Consider the following 20438-nt stretch of genomic DNA (forward strand, 5'->3'; position numbering starts at 1 on the left):
ACTTCCGGTCTCGTCACGGCTCCGCCGCGCGGGCGCAGCGGAGTGGCTCTGCCACGCGCGTGGCAGAGGACCTCCGCCGCACGCGCGCGGCGGAGGGTGGAGCGTCAGCTCGCGGGCAGCGCCTCGAGCGCCGCCGCGATCCGGGCCAAGTCTGCCTCGGCCGCGGCGAGACGGTCCTTGATCTTCGCCACTACGGCCTCCGGTGCCTTGCCGACGAACGCCTCGTTGCCGAGCTTCGCCTGGCACTGCGCCTGCTCCTTGGCCGCGGCGGCCCGGTCCTTCTCCAGTCGCGCCCGCTCCGCCTTCACGTCGATCGTGCCGCGCGTGTCCAGCTCCACGGTCACCTGGTCGGAGACGGCCAGCGTCGCGGACGCCGCGAAGTCGCCGTCGGCCGCGTCCAGCCGGGCGAGCGAGCGGATCAGCGACTCGTGCGCCGCGATCCCGGCCGTGTCCAGGCCGGTCAGCCGCGCCGTGACCCGCTGGGTCGGCTTCACACCCTGGTCGGAGCGGAACCGGCGGATCTCGGTGACCACCTTCTGCAGCGTGGCCAGCTCGGCCTCGGCCGCGTCGTCGACCAGCTCCGGGACCGCGACCGGCCACGGGGCCCGCACGATCGTCTCGCCGCCGGTCAGCGCCAGCCACAGCTCCTCGGTCACGAACGGCACGATCGGGTGCAGCAGCTTGAGCAGCTTGTCCAGCACCTCGCCGAGCACCCGGCGGGTCGCGTCCGCGGCCGGGCCACCGGCCTGCATGACCGGCTTGGCCAGCTCGACGTACCAGTCGCAGACGTCGTCCCAGGCGAAGTGGTACAGCGCGTCACAGACCTTGGCGAACTCGAACGCCTGGAAGCACTGGTCGACCTCGCCGATCACGTGATGCAGCCGGGACAGGATCCACCGGTCCACCGTGGACAGCTCGGCCGGCAGGTCGCCCTCCACGGTCGCGCCGTTGAGCAGCGCGAACCGGGTCGCGTTCCACAGCTTGTTGTTGAAGTTCCGGGAGCCCTGCGTCCACTCCTCGGAGACCGCGACGTCCGAGCCCGGGTTGGCGCCGCGGGCCAGCGCGAAGCGGGTCGCGTCCGCGCCGAACCGGTCGATCCAGTCCAGCGGGTCGACCACGTTGCCGAACGACTTCGACATCTTCTTGCCGTACTGGTCGCGCACCATGCCGTGCAGCGCCACCACGTCGAACGGCTGCTTCCCGTCCATCGCGTAGAGCCCGAACATCATCATCCGGGCGACCCAGAAGAACAGGATGTCGTAGCCGGTGACCAGCACCGACGTCGGGTAGAACTTCGCCAGCTCCGGCGTCTGCTCCGGCCAGCCGAGCGTGGAGAACGGCCACAGGCCGGACGAGAACCAGGTGTCCAGCACGTCCTCGTCCTGGGTCCAGCCCTCGCCGGACGGCGGCTCCTCGTCCGGGCCGACGCAGACGATCTCACCGGCCGGGCCGTACCAGACCGGGATGCGGTGGCCCCACCACAGCTGACGCGAGATGCACCAGTCGTGCATGTTGTCGACCCAGGCGAAGTAGCGCTTGGCCAGCTCCGGCGGCTCGATCCGGACCCGGCCGTCGCGCACCGCGTCACCGGCGGCCTGCGCGAGCGGCGTCGTGTTCACGAACCACTGCAGCGACAGGCGCGGCTCCACCGTGGTCTTGCAGCGCGAGCAGTGCCCGACCGCATGCACGTACGGCCGCTTCTCCGCGACGATCCGGCCTTCCGCACGCAGAGCGGCCACGATCGCCGGACGAGCCTCGAACCGATCAAGACCTTCGAACGGCCCGGGTACGGTGACGACGCCGCGCTCGTCCATCACGGTCAGGCTCGGCAGGCTGTGCCGTTGGCCGATCTCGAAGTCGTTCGGGTCGTGCGCCGGCGTCACCTTCACCGCGCCGGTGCCGAAGCTCGGGTCGACGTGTTCGTCCGCCACGATCGGGATGCGCCGGCCGGTGAGCGGCAGCTCTACCTCGGTGCCCACGAGGTGCTTGTAGCGCTCGTCGTCCGGGTGGACCGCGACCGCGGTGTCACCGAGCATGGTCTCGGCCCGCGTGGTGGCGACCACGATCGCGTTCTCGCCCTCGCCGTAGCGGATCGAGACCAGCTCGCCGTCGTCGTCGCTGTGCTCGACCTCGATGTCGGAGAGCGCGGTCAGACAGCGCGGGCACCAGTTGATGATCCGGTTCGCGCGATAGATCAGGCCGTCGTCGTACAGCTTCTTGAAGATGGTCTGGACCGCGCGGGACAGGCCCTCGTCCATGGTGAAGCGCTCGCGGCTCCAGTCGACGGAGTCACCGAGCCGGCGCATCTGACCGAGGATCGCGCCACCGGACTCCGCTTTCCACTGCCAGACGCGCTCGACGAAGGCCTCGCGGCCCAGGTCGTGCCGGGACTGGCCGTTCGCGGCGAGCTGGCGCTCCACCACGTTCTGCGTCGCGATGCCGGCGTGGTCCATGCCGGGCAGCCAGAGCGTCTCGAAGCCCTGCATGCGCTTCCGCCGGATGATCGCATCCTGGATCGTGTGGTCCAGCGCGTGGCCGACGTGCAGCGAGCCGGTCACGTTCGGCGGCGGGATGACGATGGTGAACGGCGGCTTGTCACTATGCGCGTCCGCCGTGAAGTACCCGTTGGATACCCACGACTCGTACCGCCGCTGCTCTACCTCAGCCGGCGCGTACTGGCTGGGGAGTTCGGTGGTCGGGTTCGTGCGGGCATCCGTCGTATCGGTCACCCGTCGATTCTACGGACCTGCGGCGGGCTGCCCGTCCCGGGGTTGAAACACATCAGGGCCACCCCGGATGGGGTGGCCCTGATCATGAAGAAGTCCGGCGGCGTCCTACTCTCCCACACCCTCCCGAGTGCAGTACCATCGGCGCTGAAAGGCTTAGCTTCCGGGTTCGGAATGTAACCGGGCGTTTCCCTCTCGCTATAACCGCCGTAACACTATGAACTTAACAAACCGGGGTGTTCACGGTTGTTTGTTCAGATATCACACAGTGGACGCGTAGCAAACTTTGCACGTTTAATGTAGTCAAGTCCTCGGCCTATTAGTACCGGTCAACTCAACACGTTACCGTGCTTACATCTCCGGCCTATCAACCCAGTCATCTACTGGGAGCCTTACCCCACCGAAGTGGGTGGGATACCTCATCTTGAAGCGAGCTTCCCGCTTAGATGCTTTCAGCGGTTATCCCTTCCGAACGTAGCCAACCAGCCATGCCCATGGCAGGACAACTGGCACACCAGAGGTTCGTCCGTCCCGGTCCTCTCGTACTAGGGACAGCCCTTCTCAAGTATCCTACGCGCGCGGCGGATAGGGACCGAACTGTCTCACGACGTTCTAAACCCAGCTCGCGTACCGCTTTAATGGGCGAACAGCCCAACCCTTGGGACCTGCTACAGCCCCAGGATGCGACGAGCCGACATCGAGGTGCCAAACCATCCCGTCGATATGGACTCTTGGGGAAGATCAGCCTGTTATCCCCGGGGTACCTTTTATCCGTTGAGCGACACCGCTTCCACACGCAAGTGCCGGATCACTAGTCCCGACTTTCGTCCCTGCTCGACCCGTCAGTCTCACAGTCAAGCTCCCTTGTGCACTTACACTCAACACCTGATTGCCAACCAGGCTGAGGGAACCTTTGGGCGCCTCCGTTACCCTTTAGGAGGCAACCGCCCCAGTTAAACTACCCACCAGACACTGTCCCTGAACCCGATAAGGGCCCGAAGTTAGATACCCAGATCAACCAGAGTGGTATTTCAAGATTGCCTCCACCCGAACTGGCGTCCGAGCTTCACCGGCTCCCACCTATCCTACACAAGCCAACCCAAATACCAATGTCAAGCTATAGTAAAGGTCCCGGGGTCTTTCCGTCCTGCCGCGCGTAACGAGCATCTTTACTCGTACTGCAATTTCGCCGGGCCTGTGGTTGAGACAGTGGGGAAGTCGTTACGCCATTCGTGCAGGTCGGAACTTACCCGACAAGGAATTTCGCTACCTTAGGATGGTTATAGTTACCACCGCCGTTTACTGGCGCTTAAGTTCTCAGCCTCGCCATCACTGGCTAACCGGTCCCCTTAACGTTCCAGCACCGGGCAGGCGTCAGTCCATATACATCGTCTTACGACTTCGCATGGACCTGTGTTTTTAGTAAACAGTCGCTTCCCCCTGCTCTCTGCGGCCATACCACGCTCCACCAGCAAGTGGCTTCACGCGTCCGGCCCCCCTTCTCCCTAAGTTACGGGGGCAATTTGCCGAGTTCCTTAACCACAGTTCACCCGTCGCCTCGGTATTCTCTACCTGACCACCTGTGTCGGTTTAGGGTACGGGCCGCTCAAAGCTCGCTAGAGGCTTTTCTCGGCAGCATAGGATCACTGACTTCACCTGAATCGGCTCGGCATCACGTCTCAGCCTATATGCGTCACGGATTTGCCTATGACACGGCCTACACGCTTACCCCGGCACAACCACTCACCGGGCTCAGCTACCTTCCTGCGTCACCCCATCGCTTGCCTACTACCCACCAGGATCCCAGACTCCCCTTTATCAGTCCGAAGACGTCAATCAGTTCGCGTGGTTAGCACAGTGAGGTTCGGCAGGGACGCTTCTTCGCGGGTACGGGAATATCAACCCGTTGTCCATCGACTACGCCTCTCGGCCTCGCCTTAGGTCCCGACTCACCCAGGGCGGATTAGCCTGGCCCTGGAACCCTTGGTCATCCGGCGGAAGGGATTCTCACCCTTCATTCGCTACTCATGCCTGCATTCTCACTCGTCCAGCGTCCACCACTCGGTCACCCGGCAGCTTCACCCGCTGAACGACGCTCCCCTACCCATCCACACAAAATGTGAATGCCACAGCTTCGGCGGTGTACTTGAGCCCCGCTACATTGTCGGCGCGGAACCACTTGACCAGTGAGCTATTACGCACTCTTTAAAGGGTGGCTGCTTCTAAGCCAACCTCCTGGTTGTCAATGCGATCCCACATCCTTTTCCACTTAGCACACGCTTAGGGGCCTTAGCTGGCGATCTGGGCTGTTTCCCTCTCGACTACGAAGCTTATCCCCCGCAGTCTCACTGCCACGCTCTCACTTACCGGCATTCGGAGTTTGGCTGACTTCAGTAACCTTGTAGGGCCCCTAGGCCATCCAGTGCTCTACCTCCGGCAAGAAACACGCAACGCTGCACCTAAATGCATTTCGGGGAGAACCAGCTATCACGGAGTTTGATTGGCCTTTCACCCCTAACCACAGGTCATCCCCCAACTTTTCAACGTTGGTGGGTTCGGCCCTCCACACGGTCTTACCCGCGCTTCAGCCTGCCCATGGCTAGATCACCCCGCTTCGGGTCTAGAACATGCGACTCGAACGCCCTCTTCAGACTCGCTTTCGCTACGGCTACCCCACCCGGGTTAACCTCGCCACATGCCACTAACTCGCAGGCTCATTCTTCAAAAGGCACGCCGTCACCCCAAAAGGCTCCGACGGATTGTAGGCGAACGGTTTCAGGTACTATTTCACTCCCCTCCCGGGGTACTTTTCACCATTCCCTCACGGTACTCGTCCGCTATCGGTCACCAGGAAGTATTCAGCCTTACCAGGTGGTCCTGGCAGATTCACAGCAGATTTCAGGAGTCCGCTGCTACTCGGGTGCCATCACGAAAGATCGACTATTTTCACGTACCGGACTTTCACCGTCTACGGCCAGACATTCCAGACTGTTCCGTTAACAATCGACTTTGTAACTTTCGTCCACCATGTCAGTAATGGAAAGATGGTCCCACGACCCCGATAACGCAACCCCTGACAGGTATCACGCGATATCGGTTTAGGCTAGATCCGCTTTCGCTCGCCACTACTCGCGGAATCACATGTTGTTTTCTCTTCCTGCGGGTACTGAGATGTTTCACTTCCCCGCGTTCCCTCCACGTATCCTATGAATTCAGATACGGGTGACGTCACATGACTGACGCCGGGTTCCCCCATTCGGAAATCCTGGGATCACAGCTCGGTTGACAGCTCCCCCAGGCGTATCGTCGCCTCCCACGTCCTTCATCGGCTCCTGGTGCCAAGGCATCCACCGTTCGCCCTTGACAACTTGACCTACAGAAAACAAAGATGCTCGCGTCCACTGTGCAATTCTCAACAAACAACCAACCCACAACCACCACACACAACACCATGCCGGCGTCAAAGCCGAGGTATGCCGCGCAAGGCCATGCTTGGCGTTTCGTTCCTTGAAGTCCAACCCGTGGGTTGTTCCTTCAGGACTCAACAGGGTGCTAATCGAATCGTGCTAGCCGCACCGAACCCTCGCACCGTTCCTTCCCCATCGCTGAGGTGTACTAGGCAGGTCGGCCGTTGCCGGCTCTCATCTCGGCCAGTGTCTCCGCCTATGAGCACCCCGATCCGGCATTCGCGGACCGCGGGCTTCTTGCACCTTTTCAGGTGAAGTTGCTCCTTAGAAAGGAGGTGATCCAGCCGCACCTTCCGGTACGGCTACCTTGTTACGACTTCGTCCCAATCGCCAGCCCCACCTTCGACGGCTCCCTCCCACAAGGGGTTGGGCCACCGGCTTCGGGTGTTGCCGACTTTCGTGACGTGACGGGCGGTGTGTACAAGGCCCGGGAACGTATTCACCGCAGCGTTGCTGATCTGCGATTACTAGCGACTCCGACTTCACGGGGTCGAGTTGCAGACCCCGATCCGAACTGAGACCGGCTTTTTGGGATTCGCTCCACCTCACGGTATCGCAGCCCATTGTACCGGCCATTGTAGCATGCGTGAAGCCCTGGACATAAGGGGCATGATGACTTGACGTCATCCCCACCTTCCTCCGAGTTGACCCCGGCAGTCTCCCATGAGTCCCCACCATAACGTGCTGGCAACATGGAACGAGGGTTGCGCTCGTTGCGGGACTTAACCCAACATCTCACGACACGAGCTGACGACAGCCATGCACCACCTGTCACCGCCCCCGAAGGACCCCCCATCTCTGGAGGATTTGCGGTGATGTCAAACCCAGGTAAGGTTCTTCGCGTCGCATCGAATTAATCCGCATGCTCCGCCGCTTGTGCGGGCCCCCGTCAATTCCTTTGAGTTTTAGCCTTGCGGCCGTACTCCCCAGGCGGGGCGCTTAATGCGTTAGCTGCGGCACAGAGGACCGGAGAGGCCCCCCACACCTAGCGCCCAACGTTTACAGCGTGGACTACCAGGGTATCTAATCCTGTTCGCTCCCCACGCTTTCGCTCCTCAGCGTCAGTATCGGCCCAGAGACCCGCCTTCGCCACCGGTGTTCCTCCTGATATCTGCGCATTTCACCGCTACACCAGGAATTCCAGTCTCCCCTACCGAACTCTAGCCTGCCCGTATCGAATGCAGACCCGCAGTTGAGCCACGGGATTTCACATTCGACGCGACAAGCCGCCTACGAGCTCTTTACGCCCAATAAATCCGGACAACGCTCGCGCCCTACGTCTTACCGCGGCTGCTGGCACGTAGTTGGCCGGCGCTTCTTCTGCAGGTACCGTCACTTGCGCTTCGTCCCTGCTGAAAGAGGTTTACAACCCGAAGGCCGTCATCCCTCACGCGGCGTCGCTGCATCAGGCTTCCGCCCATTGTGCAATATTCCCCACTGCTGCCTCCCGTAGGAGTCTGGGCCGTGTCTCAGTCCCAGTGTGGCCGGTCGCCCTCTCAGGCCGGCTACCCGTCGTCGCCTTGGTAGGCCATTACCCCACCAACAAGCTGATAGGCCGCGAGTCCATCCCAGACCGAAAAACTTTCCCGACTGATCCATGCGAATCTGAAGGAGTATCCGGTATTAGCCCCCGTTTCCGAGGGTTATCCCAAAGTCTGGGGCAGGTTACTCACGTGTTACTCACCCGTTCGCCGCTCGAGTACCCCGAAGGGCCTTTCCGCTCGACTTGCATGTGTTAAGCACGCCGCCAGCGTTCGTCCTGAGCCAGGATCAAACTCTCCAACGAAATCTAGAGAAAATCTGTCCCGACAGTCATCAAACTGCCAAAGGAATCCAACCGAAACCAAAGCTCCGGCCGGGGTATAAATCAATTGGCACTGGCTTTTCAAGCACCCTGTTGAGTTCTCAAAGAACAACCGCACACCACACCGCGACCCGGGTCAACCGGACCCCGCCGTGGGGCATTTCGTCCGTTCCGTACCCTTTGTCTCCGCCGGGCACTTGGTCTATCTTACCGGTCGTTTTCGCTCTGTCAAGTCCGTTCTCCGTGAGGAGATAGCGGATCTTTCCGAGAGCAACGCCCGGGTCTCCCCATGCTGACGCACATCGTCTCCGATGTCTGCCGCTTCGAGGAATCCCGCGGACCGGCCTGCGACCTCAGAACGCGTCAAAGCGCTCGGATCGTTCTTGCCCGGCTCCCGCTGGCTGTCCTACTCTACCCGGCCGGTTTCGCAACTCCAAATCGAGGTCTCCCCGATCCGGTCACACCACCCGGTTGCCCCGATTCCGGCCTCTCAGCGGCTTTCGCCCTGTTCGTCCGGTTCCCCGTGGCGAAGAGAAAGTTACGCGGCCATCGCCCCGGAACACAAATCATGATCCGTCGATGAGACCCGGTGCGCCGGTCCGGCATCGATGTCCGCAAGACACTCCCGGTGCCCGGTTCCGCGTGCCAGAGTTGGCGGCATGGCAACCGATACGCCCGCGACGAGCCCGGCGGCCGACGCGCTGCTCGGCCAGCTCTTTCCGCTGTGGCACCTGGTCATCGGCGGTTTCGTGCTGCTCGTGCTGGTGCTCTCGGTCCGCCGTCTCGCCGCCCGCGGCCAGACCCGGATGACCACCGCGCTGCTCGTCACCGGCACCGCCATCGCGGGTCTCACCGCCCTCGGCATCTTCTTCGACGCCCGCTGACTTGGTCTCGCACCACCCCTCGGTTCCACGCGGCTCCCCGGGCGATACAGAAGACCGGCCGTACGGATGCCGGCACCCGGAACTCCGGATGCCGGCGTGGCGAAGCGGAGTGACGGTCAGCCGCGAAGGTGCTGGACCAGCGACAGGAAGAGGCGCGCGTTGGTCAGCTTGCCGTAGGAGAACCCGACCAGCGTTCGCCCACCCGACTGGATCTTCGCGTCGTCGTAGCTGCGCTCGACACCGGTGATCTGCGACCACGGCGTGAGCGTGCCGGACCAGATCAGCCCGTCCGCTCGTACCGTGAAGTCCTTGAACGGCACTTCACCGCCGGCCGCGAGGGCCTGCTGCGCCGCGGGAAGTTTCGCCCGGGCCACGCCGGTCTCCAGGGCCTCGGCCAGTTCCGTCGTGTCGGTCCAGCCGCTGAGCAGCACGATGTCCGGCCGCCCCGCGCGTTCGACGGTGTAGAGGTGGTCGATCCGCCAGTTGTTCTGGGTGTGGATGTAGGTACGGGTGATCGAGATGTACAGGTCCTGCACCTCCGTCCACGGCACGACGTCCACGGCACCCGGCAGCGCCCGCGCGAAGCCGTTCTCAAAGATCACCATGGCGGTACGTCGTTTGGGCAGCACCAGCATCGCGATGATCGATCCGGCGAGCAGGGCGGCGCCGAGGATCGCGAGCGGCACGCCGACCGACGCCCCGCCGAGGAGGCCGCCGAGTCCGCCGCCGCCGATCAGCACGACGACGCCGCCGAGCAGCGCCGGGTACACGACGATGAACTGCCAGGTCGGCAGCGACGCGTGGTAGTGGGTCCGCAGCTTTTCGCCCAGCCGCCCGCCCGCCTCGGATATCGCGGCCGCTTCGAGTTCCGGTGCGGCCGCGGTGGCGTTGGCCAAGCCGGCTTTCTGATCTCCCCGTGTGGTCATCCGCCGGACCCTACCCGGCGAAGCTCAGGGGCGGTGCACGCGGAAGTGGGACATCGCGGTCTCCACCTCCTCCTCGGTCAGGTGCCGGCCGGGCAGCGGCGTCGGCGCGTCCCGGCGGGCGGCGAGCCCGTCGCGGAGGATGGTCAGGAAGCGCAGCCACACGTCCGGCCCGACCGGCCGACTGTAGTCCGTCACCGCCCCGATCATGACCATCAGCACGGGTACGTCCGAGGGCTGCAGATCCTCGCGGAGGACCCCGGCGGCCTTGGCGCGGTCGAACAGTCGGGTGACCGCCGGGTTGAGCCGCTCGCGGACCAGGGTGACCCGGTCACCGGAGTACCGGCCGCCGAGCATGACCTCGCGCAACCCGCGGTCGCCGGCTTGCAGGTCGGCGACCGCGCGGAGCCAACGGTCCAGCGCCACGGCCGGGTCGGGTTCGTCCGCGGCGTTCTCGGCGATCTGCGCCAGCCGGGCCATCTTCGACTCGAACAGCGCCTCGACCAGCGCGTCCTTGGTGGGAAAGCGCCGGTAGACGGTGCCGACGCCGAGACCAGCGTGGTGGGCGATGTCGTCGAGCGTCACGTCGAGGCCCTGAGCGGCGAACAGCTCACGGGCCGCCTGGAGGATCCGCTGGCGGTTCAGCTCGGCATCCCGGCGCAGCGGTTTGGCGGCCATGTGACGAGTCTAGCAATAAGTGGAGATGGTGCCTCAACTTGTCGTTAAACTGGAGAACGCATCTCCACTTCTCCCGAAGGAATCCCATGACCGAGACGGCCCACGGCCGCCGCTGGCTGATCCTCGCCGTGCTCGGCGTCGCCCAGCTCATGGTGGTACTCGACGCCACCATCGTGAACATCGCGCTACCGACAGCCCAGCAGGACCTCGGCTTCTCCGACGCGGACCGGCAGTGGGTCATCACCGCGTACGCGCTGGCGTTCGGCAGTCTGCTACTGCTCGGCGGCCGGATCGCCGACCTGTTCGGCCGCAAGAACACGTTCCTGACCGGCCTCGCCGGCTTCGCCATCGCGTCCGCGCTCGGCGGCGCCGCGCCCAACTTCGAGACCCTGGTGGCTGCCCGCGCGCTGCAGGGCATCTTCGGCGCGCTGCTCGCCCCGGCCGCGCTGTCGCTGCTCACCACCACGTTCACCGATCCCGCCGAGCGCGGCAAAGCGTTCGGCATCTTCGGCGCGCTCGCCGGCGGTGGCGGCGGCATCGGGCTGCTCCTCGGCGGAGTGCTCACCGAGCACCTGTCCTGGCGGTGGTGCCTGTACGTCAACCTGATCTTCGCGGCCGTCGCGTTCGCCGGTGGTGTCGCGTTCCTCAGCCGCCAGCGGCCGGCGCACCGGCCCGCGCTCGACATCCCCGGCGTGATCACCGTGTCGGCCGGCCTGTTCGGCCTGGTCTACGGCTTCGCCAACGCCGAGACCGAGGGCTGGTCCGACCCGATGTGCTGGGGTTTCCTGGCCGCCGGCGTCGTCCTCGTCGCGGTCTTCGTCGTCCTGCAGACCCGCGTGCCGCATCCACTGCTGCCGCTGCGCGTCATCCTCGACCGTGGCCGCGCCGGCTCGTACATCGCGGTGGCGGTCTCCGGTGCGGGCATCTTCGGCGTCTCGCTGTTCCTCACGTACTACCTGCAGGCCGTACGCGGATACAGCCCGGTCGAGACCGGCCTGGCGTTCCTCCCCCAGATCGGCGGCACCATGCTGGCCGCGACCACCGGCAACGCCGTCCTGGTCCGCCGGTTCGGCGCCCGCCCGCTGGTCACGCTCGGCATGGTGCTGTCCGGCCTCGGCATGGTGTGGATGACGCTCCTGGAGGCCGACTCCGCCTACGCCGCCCACGTACTCCCGCCGCTGATCACGCTCGGTCTCGGCTTCGGCCTGATCATCGCCCCGGCGATGAGCACCGCCACGTCCGGCGTCGATCCGGCCGACGCCGGTGTCGCCTCCGCCACGGTGAACACGTCCCAGCAGGTCGGCGGCTCCATCGGCACCGCACTGCTGAACACGCTCGCGGCCTCCGCCGCGGCGGACTACCTGACCGGCCGTCAGCCGACCGCGGACGCGATCATCCAGTCCCAGCTGGCCAGCTACCACACCGCCTTCTGGTGGACGGCCGCGTTCTTCGCGGTCGGCGCGATCACCTGCGGATTGCTGCTGCCGTCCGGCCGCCCGATCCACGACCCGGACGCCGAACCGGCACTGGTCCACTGACCGCAGGCATCATCGGCAAGCAGGATCGCGTAGTGCCGACAGAGTTACGCGGCCCGCGACACGCAAAGCCGTGGCGCGGGCCGCGTGACGCGCACCGTGTGACGCGGGCTGCGTGACGCGGGCTGCGTGAAGCGGGCTGCGGACCCAAGCAGCGCAGCGCCGGCGCGCGACGCAAGCCGCGCAGCAGTACCACCCGCGCGACGCAACGGCGCATCACCAGCGGCACGGCACGAACCGCATCACCGGTCGCATGATTCGGGCTGCGCAGCCGGGGGCCGGGAATCCCGCGAGAGACGAGGCCGTGCGGCGCCTCGGTTGTGCGAACCGAGGTCGGGGCCGGGAGTTGAGTGCCGCCGGACGCGCGGGTTTTTGCGGGACCACGGCGGAACCGGCTCCGATGCCGCGGGCGGAGCGGAGTGCCAGCGGAGTCGGAGGCCTCGGCGAGGTTTGCCCGCGGGAGCGTGCGGGCCGCGCCACGCCGGGAGTGGGAATATCGGTTTGCGCGGTTAGAGGCGGCGGTTGGCCAGGCTGGGGAGTTCCAGACGGATCGTGTCGAGGCGGGGGAGGTCGAGGTCGGCGATGGCGATGGTGGTGGTGTCCGGGGCCTGGGCGAGGACGGTGCCCCACGGGTCGATGATCATGCTGCGGCCGAAGCAGGTGCGGGACGGCTCGTGGTTGCCGATCTGGCCGGCGGCGAGGACGTAGCACTGGTTTTCGATGGCGCGGGCGCGGAGCAGGACTTCCCAGTGGTCGCGGCCGGTGTGTGCCATGAAGGCGGCCGGGACCACCAGCAGTTTGGCCTGGCCGTCGGCGGCGAGGCGGCGGTAGAGCTCGGGGAAGCGCAAGTCGTAGCAGATCGACAGGCCGAGGCCGATGCCCTCGACGTCGACGACGACCGGGGTGGTGCCTGCGGCGACCGTGCGTGACTCGTGGAAGGAGACCTTGCCGGGGATCTCCACGTCGTAGAGGTGGATTTTGCGGTAGGTGGCGGCCAGCTCGCCGGTGCGGTTGAACACGAGGCTGGTGTTGTAGATGTGGTCCGGGTCGGGGCCGGCCTCGTGAAAGGAGCCGGCGTGGACCCAGATGCCGAGGTCGCGGGCGGCGTCGGCGAAGAACGTGGCGTATTCGCCGTCGACCGGCTCGGGTTTCGGGGCACCAGCGGCGGGGCCGAGGTAGTCCGTGTATTCAGGGAGGACCGCGAGGTCGGCACCGGCGTCCGCGGCGCGGGTGAGAAGGTCGCGGGCGACGGCCAGGTTGGCGGCGCGGTCCGCACGGGCGTTGAGCTGGCACACGGCGACTCGCATGCAGCCGAGCCTACGGCGCTCCCGGCGCGTCTACCAGGGGCGTTTGCAGGATCGCCTCGGCACCGACCGGGGTGAAGCCGGCGGCCAGCAGCGTGCGGGTGCTGGCCGCGTTACCCGGGGAGATCTGCGCCCAGACGTGCGCACCGGCGGGGATCAGGTGGCGAGCGGCGGTGACCAGGGCGCGGCCGAGGCCGGCGTTGCGGTGCTCCGGGAGAACCTCCATGGAGAGCTCCCACCGGCCGGCCAGGCCCCGGCCGACGGTGAGCAGTCCCCCGGTGGCGGCGTAGACCCGGACGTGGTCGCGGTAGCCGACCGCGTGGCGTACCCGGGGATGCGTGTGGTCGGTGATCTCAGTCAGTGCGAGCGGGGGCGGGCCGGGCAGCGCGGGGGCGACGAGCATCTGGTCGATGTTGTTGACGCGGCGGCCGAGGTGGCGTTCGAGCGCGTGCAGGAACGGCGGGTTCATCGGCTCGGAGAACTCGTCGCCGGAGTCCGGGAGGTGTGCGGTCACCCAGTCCAGCGTGACCGGGGCGGCGATCACCACGTGCGCCGGGAAGGAGAGCACGGCGAAGTCGCGAGCGGACGGCGGCGGGACGATCTCCAGGAACGGCTCGGTGGGCAGGCGCCCGCCGTGGGCCACGTGGTCCAGCAGCGACGACAAACGCCCCGGCGTGAACGCCGGGGCGTGCGTGTCGTGCGGGGCGGTCAGGCCGACTTCTCCTCGCGCTCGCGGCGGGCACGGCGGCCGGTGAACTCGCGCGGGACGATGGTCGGGTTGACGTTCTCCAGGACGACGCCCTTGGTGATGAGCACGCGGGCGGCGTCCGGGTTCGACGGCACCTCGTACATCACGTTCTGCAGGACCTCTTCCATGATGGCGCGCAGGCCGCGGGCGCCGGTGCCGCGGAGCATGGCCTGGTCCGCGATCGCGTTCAGCGCCTCCTGCTCGAACTCCAGCTCGACGCCGTCGAGCTCGAAGAGCCGCTGGTACTGGCGGACGAGCGCGTTGCGGGGCTCGGTGAGGATGCTGACCAGTGCCTCGCGGTCGAGGTTGCGCACCGTGGTGAAGACCGGCAGACGGCCGATGAACTCGGGGATCAGGCCGAACTTCAGCATGTCCTCCGGCATCACCTTGGACATGATGTCGTCGGTGTCGCGGTCGCGGATGCTGCGCAGATTCGCCCCGAAGCCGACGCCGCCGGCGCCGATCCGGGACTCGACGATCCGGTCCAGGCCGGCGAACGCGCCACCGCAGATGAACAGCACGTTCGTGGTGTCGATCTGGATGAACTCCTGGTGCGGGTGCTTGCGGCCGCCCTGGGGCGGAACGTTCGCCGTGGTGCCCTCGAGGATCTTCAGGAGGGCCTGCTGGACGCCCTCGCCGGAGACGTCGCGCGTGATCGACGGGTTCTCCGACTTGCGGGCGATCTTGTCGACCTCGTCGATGTAGATGATGCCGGTCTCGGCGCGCTTGATGTCGTAGTCAGCGGCCTGGATCAGCTTGAGGAGGATGTTCTCCACGTCCTCGCCGACGTAGCCGGCCTCGGTCAGCGCCGTGGCGTCGGCGATCGCGAACGGGACGTTGAGCATGCGGGCCAGCGTCTGCGCCAGGTGCGTCTTGCCGCAGCCGGTCGGGCCGATCAACATGATGTTCGACTTGGCGAGTTCGATCTGCTCGCTGCCGGAGCCGGGGGCGCCGTTCGCCTCCGCCTGGATCCGTTTGTAGTGGTTGTAGACCGCGACGGCGAGCGCGCGCTTGGCGCTCTCCTGGCCCACCACATATTGATCCAAGAACTGGACGATCTCCATCGGCTTGGGAAGCTCTTCCCACTTCACCTCGCCGGACTCGGCCAGCTCCTCCTCGATGATCTCGTTACAGAGATCGATGCACTCGTCGCAGATGTAGACCCCGGGGCCCGCGATGAGCTTCTTGACCTGCTTCTGCGACTTTCCACAGAAGGAGCACTTCAGTAGGTCGCCGCCGTCACCGATCCGTGCCACCTACGCTCTCCCTGCGCTCATCGGCTGGAAACTCCCAACCCTGGCCTGAGGACGACCTGGTCAAACGGTCTTCGCTCAACGGTATTCGATCGTCCACCGGACCGCGATGTTTAGCGGTGCGGCCTCGACGTTACCCCCTGCGGGGGCGTTTCTCCGACCCCCAAAACTGGCGTGTCAGAGACCAACCAGGCTAGCGGGTCGCCCCCACTGGAGGTTTGACGCCGTTTGCCCGATTTCAGTGCGTATCTTCGAAGCAACCACAGTGAAGACCAGCCACAGTAACCTACCTGCGGCTGGCCTCCGTCGCGGGCGCTGGGTCTAGCTGGAAGCGCCGACCCCGATCAGGCCGCTCTTCTTCCGGTTCGCCAGGACCGTGTCGACGATCCCGTACTCCTTGGCCTCTTCCGCGGTCATGATCTTGTCACGGTCGATGTCCTTGGTGACCAGATCGGCGGACCGGCCGGTGTGCCGGACCAGCATCTCCTCCATCTGCGAACGCATGCGGAGGATCTCCCGGGCCTGGATCTCGATGTCCGAACCCTGACCGTAGCCACCCTCGGTGGCCGGCTGGTGGATTATCACCCGCGAGTGCGGCAGCGCCATGCGCTTGCCCGGGGTGCCCGCCGCCAGCAGGATCGCGGCCGCGGACGCCGCCTGGCCCAGGCAGACCGTGACGATGTCGGGGCGCACGTACTGCATGGTGTCGTAGATCGCCGTCATGGCCGTGAACGAGCCACCGGGCGAGTTGATGTACATCGTGATGTCGCGATCCGGGTCCGTCGACTCCAGCGTCAGCAGCTGGGCCATCACGTCGTTCGCCGAGGCGTCGTCCACCTGGACGCCGAGGAAGATGATCCGGTCCTCGAACATCTTGTTGTACGGGTTGGACTCCTTCACCCCGTACGACGTGCGCTCGACGAAAGAAGGAAGCACGTACCGGTTGTGCACCGGAGCGAACCGCGGGGGAAGTGTCATGTCCGTCATTGTCGCCTTCCTCAGTTCAGCGTTCCGGCGCCCTCGGGGACCTGCGTCGCCCCGGTGATCACCTTGTCGATGAAGCCGTAGTCCTTGGCCTCCGCGGACGTGAACCAGCGGTCCCGGTCCGAGTCGGCCTCGATCGTGCTCTGCGTCTGCCCGGTGTGGAACGCGACGCGCTCCTGGAACATGCGCTTCGTGTAGAGCATCTGCTCCGCCTGGATCGCGATGTCCGCCGCGGTGCCGCCGAGGCCACCGGACGGCTGGTGCATCATGATCCGCGCGTGCGGCAGCGCGTAGCGCTTGCCCTTCGTGCCGGCACAGAGCAGCAGCTGGCCCATGGAGGCCGCCATGCCCATCGCGACGGTCGAGACGTCGTTGTCGATCCACTGCATGGTGTCGTAGATCGCCATGCCGGCGTAGACCGAGCCACCGGGCGAGTTGATCCAGAAGTGGATGTCGCGCTCCGGATCCTCCGCCGCGAGCAGCAGCAGCTGGGCGCAGAGGCGGTTGGCGACCGAGTCGGTCACCTCGCTGCCCAGAAAGATGATCCGCTCCTTCAGCAGCCGGTTGTAGACCGAGTCGTCAAGGCCACCGGCGAGGTCGCCGCCGCCTCTGGCCAGAGGCGACGCATTGAGATGCAAGTCGGTCATGGCAGCCCTTCGCTGTTGTCCGTCGTAGGACCGACCCTAGCCCGTCATTGGGGCACTTCGTCCGTGCATGGGGCACTGTTCGCTGTAAGCGCACGCCTTCTGCCCTCAGAAGAACCAGAGCCGCCGCGGGTACGCGTACCCGCGGCGGCTCTGGGTTTCCGTGCCTTTAGTGCACGTGGTGGTGCTCGTCCTGGATCGCCTCGAGCGTCACCGGGTTGCCCGCGGTGTCCTTGATCGTCACACGCTCCAGCACGATCTGCAGCGCCTTCCCGCGACGCACGTCACCGAAGACGGCCTGCGCCTCACCCGAGCGGGCGAGCTGGTCGTAGTACTGCTGGGGCTGCATGCCGGCCCGCTGCGCGCGGTGCATGATCTCGTGGCCGAACTCGTCGTCGGAGACCTGGACCTGCTCGGCCTCCGCGATCGTGTCGAGCAGCAGCTGAATCTTGACGCCCTCGGTCGCGGCCTCCTGCAGCTCGGTGTCGATCTGCTCCTCGGTCTTCTCCTCCGAGGCGAGGTAGTCCTCCAGCGACGCGCCGATGCGCTCCAGCTGGTCGGTCATCGCGGCCTTGCGCTGCTCCACCGCGTCCTTCACGACGCCCTCCGGCGCCGGGATCTCGGCGGCCTCGACGATCTGCGCCAGCACCTTGTCACGGGCCGCGTAGATCTGCTCGACCTTCTTGACCCGGGTGACCCGCTCACGGACGTCGCCCTTCAGCTCCTCCAGCGTGTCGAACTCGCTGGCCAGCTGCGCGAAGTCGTCGTCGAGCGCGGGCAGCTCCTTCTCCTTCACGGTGCGGACCGTGGTGGAGACCTCCGCGTCCTGACCGGCGAAGTCGCCGCCGACCAGCTTCGTGGTGAACGTGGCGGACTCACCGGCGGACAGGCCAACCAGAACCTCGTCCAGACCCGGGAGCAGCTGCTGCGAGCCGACCTCGTGCGAGATGTTGGACGCGGAACCGCCCGGCACCTCGACGCCGTCGACCGTCGCGTTCAGGTCGAGCTGCACGTAGTCGCCCTCGGCAGCCGGCCGCTCGACCGTCTTCAGCGTGGCGAACCGCTCGCGCAGGTTGCTGACCTGCTCGTCGATCTCGCTGTCACCGATCACCAGCTCGTCGACCTCGACCTCGATGCCGGACAGGTCCGGGATCGTCAGCTCCGGCCGCACGTCCACCTCGGCGGTGAACTTCAGCGGCTCGTTGTCCGCGAACTCGGTCACGTTGACCTCGGGCCGGCCGAGCAGCTTGACGTCGTGCTCCTGCACGGCCGCGAACAGCTGCGCCGGGATCGCCTCGTTGACGGCCTCGTTCAGCACGGTCTCCCGGCCGACCCGCTGGTCGATGACCGCCGCCGGGATCTTGCCGCGGCGGAAGCCGGGGATCTGCACCTGAGACGCGATCTCCCGGTACGCCTTCTTCAGGCTCGGCTCGAGCTCGGCGAACGGCACCTCGATGGCGAGCCGCACCCGAGTCGGGCTCAGAGTCTCGACGGTGCTCTTCACAGGCGTACTCCTTGATGGATCTGGGTGATGTGCGGCGTGTCCGCTGTCCTGGGCGTCTGCGCTCTGTCTGCGGTCTGCCACTGTTTCGTCTGCAGACACGCCGGCGTTACGCGCCGTCGCTCTCGCGAGTTTAGGCCGTCGTCGCGGCACGCTCGCGCCCGGGTTTGAAACCCGGGTCATCCTGTCGTCGGGGTGGCGGGATTTGAACCCACGGCCCCTCGCTCCCAAAGCGAGTGCGCTACCAAGCTGCGCCACACCCCGTGGCGCTTCGAGTGTAAGCGCCGTGCGCACGCATCGGCGCGGCGGGCCGGGGAGGTTCCGGTGTGGCGAGGGGGATACCGGCTTGGGAAGATCGGGGGGAGTGGGTAGTCTAGGGCGGCACCGGCCGTTACGGGCGGGGCGCGCGGACGTAGCTCAATGGTAGAGCCTCAGTCTTCCAAACTGATTACGCGGGTTCGATTCCCGTCGTCCGCTCCACTTGGGGTCACTGTGTCAACGGAGTGCGTTGACCTGGGCGTTCCGCATGCCACCCGGGGGCCGAGCCCCCGGACCCCCACGTTCCGGTTGGTTGCTGTTTCGGCGTGGTTGATCTTGCGTGCCATTCACGTGCCATTGGCGTGCCACTAGGTCTGCTTCTTGGGCTTCTTGGGCTTGGTTGCCCTGGCGATGCGCTTGTCCATGTCGTTGGCGATCTCGCGGTCGCGTTCGTTCGTTGCGTGCTGGTAGATCAGTGCGGCCCGCATGCTGGACTGGCCCATCCGGACCATCAGCTCGCGGGTGCTGGCGCCGGTTGAGGCGGCGAGGGTGTTGCCGGTGTGGCGCAAGTCGTGGAAGTGGAAGCCGTCCGGCATCTTCGCGTTCTTGAGTGCGGTCTCCCACTTCACTGCGCGGCGGAAGTTGCCGGTGCGCAGTAGGGCGCCCTTGTCGCCGGTGAAGATGAGCGCCTCGTCTCCGGCGTCGACGTGCTCCTTCAGGTGTTCTTCGAGGGCGGCTTTGGCGATTGCCGGAAGAGTGACGGCGCGGCGGCCAGCGGCGGACTTGGGTGGACCGAAGATCAGTTCGCCCTTGAGTGCGGCGAGCTTGCGGTGGATTCGGAGCGTGCCGGTCGTTGGGTCGTAGTCCGCGCGTCGCAGCGCGACCAGTTCGCCCCAGCGGGCGCCGGAGAATGCTGCCGTGATGATCAGGGCGCTGAAGCGGTCGGGCATCTGGGCAGCGAGCGCGAGCACCTGGGCGACGGTTGCGGTCGGGCGCTCGGGGGTGTGGTAGCGGTCATAGCCGGGGATGCGGCACGGGTTCTGCCGGATGATCTCGTCTTCCTTGATCGCGGTGTTGAGGATCGCGCGGAGCAGGGAGTAGGCCTTGACCGCCTGGGGCTCGGTGGTGCCGCGCTTGAGGAGCTGGCGACGCCAGGAGCGGATCGCCGCCGGGGTGATGTCGCCGAGCGCGGTGTCGCCGAGGTCGGGCACGACGTGCAGGCGGAAAAGATCTTCATAACCCTCGCGGGTACGAGGTTGAAGCGTGCGTTCCGAGATCCAGCGCCGGCCGTAGGGGGCGAGACGGATCTCCTTCTCCTCGGGTGGCTGCCACTCCCCCTTGATGATTTCCGACTCGACGACTGTCAGCCAGCGGTCCGCGTCACGGCTCGTCTCGAATGTGTGCGGAGCCGTGCGCATGATGCCGTCCGGGCCGCGATAGCGCGCCTGGTAGCGGCCGGACGGAAGCTTGCGGATGCTGCCGAAACGGCGGTGGCCTTCCTTGTTCGCCATCAGGTGGCACCCCTCAGCCAGGCGCGGATCTGCGCGCGGTCGGTCGGCTCGATTCGCTGGTTGCGGATGTAGGTCTCGACGTCGGCCGGGTCGAAGCGGACCAGCCGGCCGACCTTGACGTAGGCGATGCGGCGCTCGGAGACGAGCCGGCGCACGAATCGGGTGGTGGACTTGAGGCGAGCGGCGACCTCGATCGGGGTCAACAGCTCGTCGATCAT

13 protein-coding genes, 2 tRNA genes and 3 rRNA genes are annotated in these 20438 nt (G+C 65.9%); 3 read left to right on the top strand and 15 right to left on the bottom strand.

Features of this window, described 5'->3' with window-relative positions:
* Positions 1–104: 104 nt before the first annotated feature.
* The 4 genes from J2S42_RS14860 to J2S42_RS14875 form a co-directional block, all read right to left on the bottom strand.
* The gene (locus J2S42_RS14860) at positions 105–2729 is read right to left on the bottom strand and encodes a valine--tRNA ligase (protein ID WP_307239569.1); all 2625 of its coding nucleotides are present in this window, start codon (positions 2727–2729) and stop codon (positions 105–107) included.
* Between the two features lie 92 nt (positions 2730–2821).
* Positions 2822–2938: ribosomal RNA gene (gene rrf, locus J2S42_RS14865) — 5S ribosomal RNA — on the bottom strand.
* 87 nt (positions 2939–3025) lie between these two features.
* A 23S ribosomal RNA gene (locus J2S42_RS14870) occupies positions 3026–6100 on the bottom strand.
* Positions 6101–6461: 361 nt separating this feature from the next.
* Positions 6462–7979 (bottom strand): 16S ribosomal RNA (locus tag J2S42_RS14875).
* The 16S, 23S and 5S rRNA genes sit together here, the layout of an rRNA operon.
* A gap of 677 nt (positions 7980–8656) precedes the next feature.
* On the opposite strand from J2S42_RS14875, the gene J2S42_RS14880 reads away from it, so the two are divergent.
* Complete coding sequence (locus J2S42_RS14880; RefSeq protein ID WP_307239571.1) at positions 8657–8881, top strand: hypothetical protein; 225 nt, start codon at positions 8657–8659, stop codon at positions 8879–8881.
* 116 nt (positions 8882–8997) lie between these two features.
* Here J2S42_RS14880 and J2S42_RS14885 read toward each other — a convergent pair whose 3' ends face one another.
* Both J2S42_RS14885 and J2S42_RS14890 read right to left on the bottom strand, forming a co-directional pair.
* On the bottom strand, positions 8998–9807 hold the full coding sequence (locus J2S42_RS14885) for a DUF6585 family protein (protein ID WP_307239573.1): 810 nt from the start codon (positions 9805–9807) through the stop codon (positions 8998–9000).
* Between the two features lie 24 nt (positions 9808–9831).
* Positions 9832–10482 carry a TetR/AcrR family transcriptional regulator gene (locus J2S42_RS14890; protein ID WP_307239574.1) on the bottom strand — a complete coding sequence of 217 codons (651 nt, stop codon included), beginning with the start codon at positions 10480–10482 and terminating at the stop codon, positions 9832–9834.
* A gap of 86 nt (positions 10483–10568) precedes the next feature.
* Here J2S42_RS14890 and J2S42_RS14895 point away from each other — a divergent pair, with 86 nt between their 5' ends.
* On the top strand, positions 10569–12020 hold the full coding sequence (locus J2S42_RS14895) for an MFS transporter (protein WP_307239576.1): 1452 nt from the start codon (positions 10569–10571) through the stop codon (positions 12018–12020).
* 506 nt (positions 12021–12526) lie between these two features.
* Here J2S42_RS14895 and J2S42_RS14900 read toward each other — a convergent pair.
* From J2S42_RS14900 to J2S42_RS14930, 7 genes are all read right to left on the bottom strand, one after another.
* Complete coding sequence (locus J2S42_RS14900; RefSeq protein ID WP_307239578.1) at positions 12527–13324, bottom strand: carbon-nitrogen hydrolase family protein; 798 nt, start codon at positions 13322–13324, stop codon at positions 12527–12529.
* 10 nt (positions 13325–13334) lie between these two features.
* Positions 13335–13985: a GNAT family N-acetyltransferase gene (locus J2S42_RS14905; protein ID WP_307239580.1), complete on the bottom strand. Its 651-nt coding sequence runs from the start codon at positions 13983–13985 to the stop codon at positions 13335–13337.
* A gap of 44 nt (positions 13986–14029) precedes the next feature.
* Positions 14030–15325 (bottom strand): ATP-dependent Clp protease ATP-binding subunit ClpX, encoded by a 1296-nt coding sequence (clpX, locus tag J2S42_RS14910; RefSeq protein ID WP_307239582.1) that lies wholly within the window; start codon positions 15323–15325, stop codon positions 14030–14032.
* Positions 15326–15643: 318 nt separating this feature from the next.
* Positions 15644–16309, bottom strand: coding sequence for an ATP-dependent Clp protease proteolytic subunit (locus J2S42_RS14915; protein ID WP_307239583.1), 666 nt, complete (start codon positions 16307–16309; stop codon positions 15644–15646).
* An 11-nt stretch (positions 16310–16320) separates the two neighbouring features.
* Positions 16321–16953, bottom strand: a complete 633-nt coding sequence (locus J2S42_RS14920) for an ATP-dependent Clp protease proteolytic subunit (RefSeq protein ID WP_307239585.1) — start codon at positions 16951–16953, stop codon at positions 16321–16323.
* 166 nt (positions 16954–17119) lie between these two features.
* Complete coding sequence (gene tig / locus J2S42_RS14925; protein ID WP_307239586.1) at positions 17120–18454, bottom strand: trigger factor; 1335 nt, start codon at positions 18452–18454, stop codon at positions 17120–17122.
* Between the two features lie 187 nt (positions 18455–18641).
* Positions 18642–18715 (bottom strand) — tRNA-Pro (locus tag J2S42_RS14930).
* 142 nt (positions 18716–18857) lie between these two features.
* Here J2S42_RS14930 and J2S42_RS14935 point away from each other — a divergent pair.
* Positions 18858–18931 (top strand) — tRNA-Gly (locus tag J2S42_RS14935).
* A gap of 146 nt (positions 18932–19077) precedes the next feature.
* Here J2S42_RS14935 and J2S42_RS14940 read toward each other — a convergent pair.
* Both J2S42_RS14940 and J2S42_RS14945 read right to left on the bottom strand, forming a co-directional pair.
* Positions 19078–20220, bottom strand: a complete 1143-nt coding sequence (locus J2S42_RS14940) for a tyrosine-type recombinase/integrase (protein ID WP_307239590.1) — start codon at positions 20218–20220, stop codon at positions 19078–19080.
* Positions 20220–20438 carry a helix-turn-helix domain-containing protein gene (locus J2S42_RS14945; RefSeq protein ID WP_307239592.1) on the bottom strand — a complete coding sequence of 73 codons (219 nt, stop codon included), beginning with the start codon at positions 20436–20438 and terminating at the stop codon, positions 20220–20222. The genes J2S42_RS14940 and J2S42_RS14945 overlap by 1 nt, the downstream gene beginning before the upstream one ends.

This window comes from Catenuloplanes indicus, from assembly GCF_030813715.1.
Classification (GTDB): domain Bacteria; phylum Actinomycetota; class Actinomycetes; order Mycobacteriales; family Micromonosporaceae; genus Catenuloplanes; species Catenuloplanes indicus.

What these genes read in the sequence shown, in the direction of transcription:
- J2S42_RS14895 (WP_307239576.1), top strand. Translation starts at nt 10,569, where the DNA reads ATGACCGAGACGGCCCACGGCCGCCGCTGGCTGATCCTCGCCGTGCTC.
- J2S42_RS14900 (WP_307239578.1), bottom strand. Translation starts at nt 13,324, where the DNA reads ATGCGAGTCGCCGTGTGCCAGCTCAACGCCCGTGCGGACCGCGCCGCC.
- J2S42_RS14940 (WP_307239590.1), bottom strand. Translation starts at nt 20,220, where the DNA reads ATGGCGAACAAGGAAGGCCACCGCCGTTTCGGCAGCATCCGCAAGCTT.
- J2S42_RS14945 (WP_307239592.1), bottom strand. Translation starts at nt 20,438, where the DNA reads ATGATCGACGAGCTGTTGACCCCGATCGAGGTCGCCGCTCGCCTCAAG.
- J2S42_RS14920 (WP_307239585.1), bottom strand. Translation starts at nt 16,953, where the DNA reads ATGACCGACTTGCATCTCAATGCGTCGCCTCTGGCCAGAGGCGGCGGC.
- J2S42_RS14890 (WP_307239574.1), bottom strand. Translation starts at nt 10,482, where the DNA reads ATGGCCGCCAAACCGCTGCGCCGGGATGCCGAGCTGAACCGCCAGCGG.
- J2S42_RS14915 (WP_307239583.1), bottom strand. Translation starts at nt 16,309, where the DNA reads ATGACGGACATGACACTTCCCCCGCGGTTCGCTCCGGTGCACAACCGG.
- J2S42_RS14885 (WP_307239573.1), bottom strand. Translation starts at nt 9,807, where the DNA reads ATGACCACACGGGGAGATCAGAAAGCCGGCTTGGCCAACGCCACCGCG.
- J2S42_RS14880 (WP_307239571.1), top strand. Translation starts at nt 8,657, where the DNA reads ATGGCAACCGATACGCCCGCGACGAGCCCGGCGGCCGACGCGCTGCTC.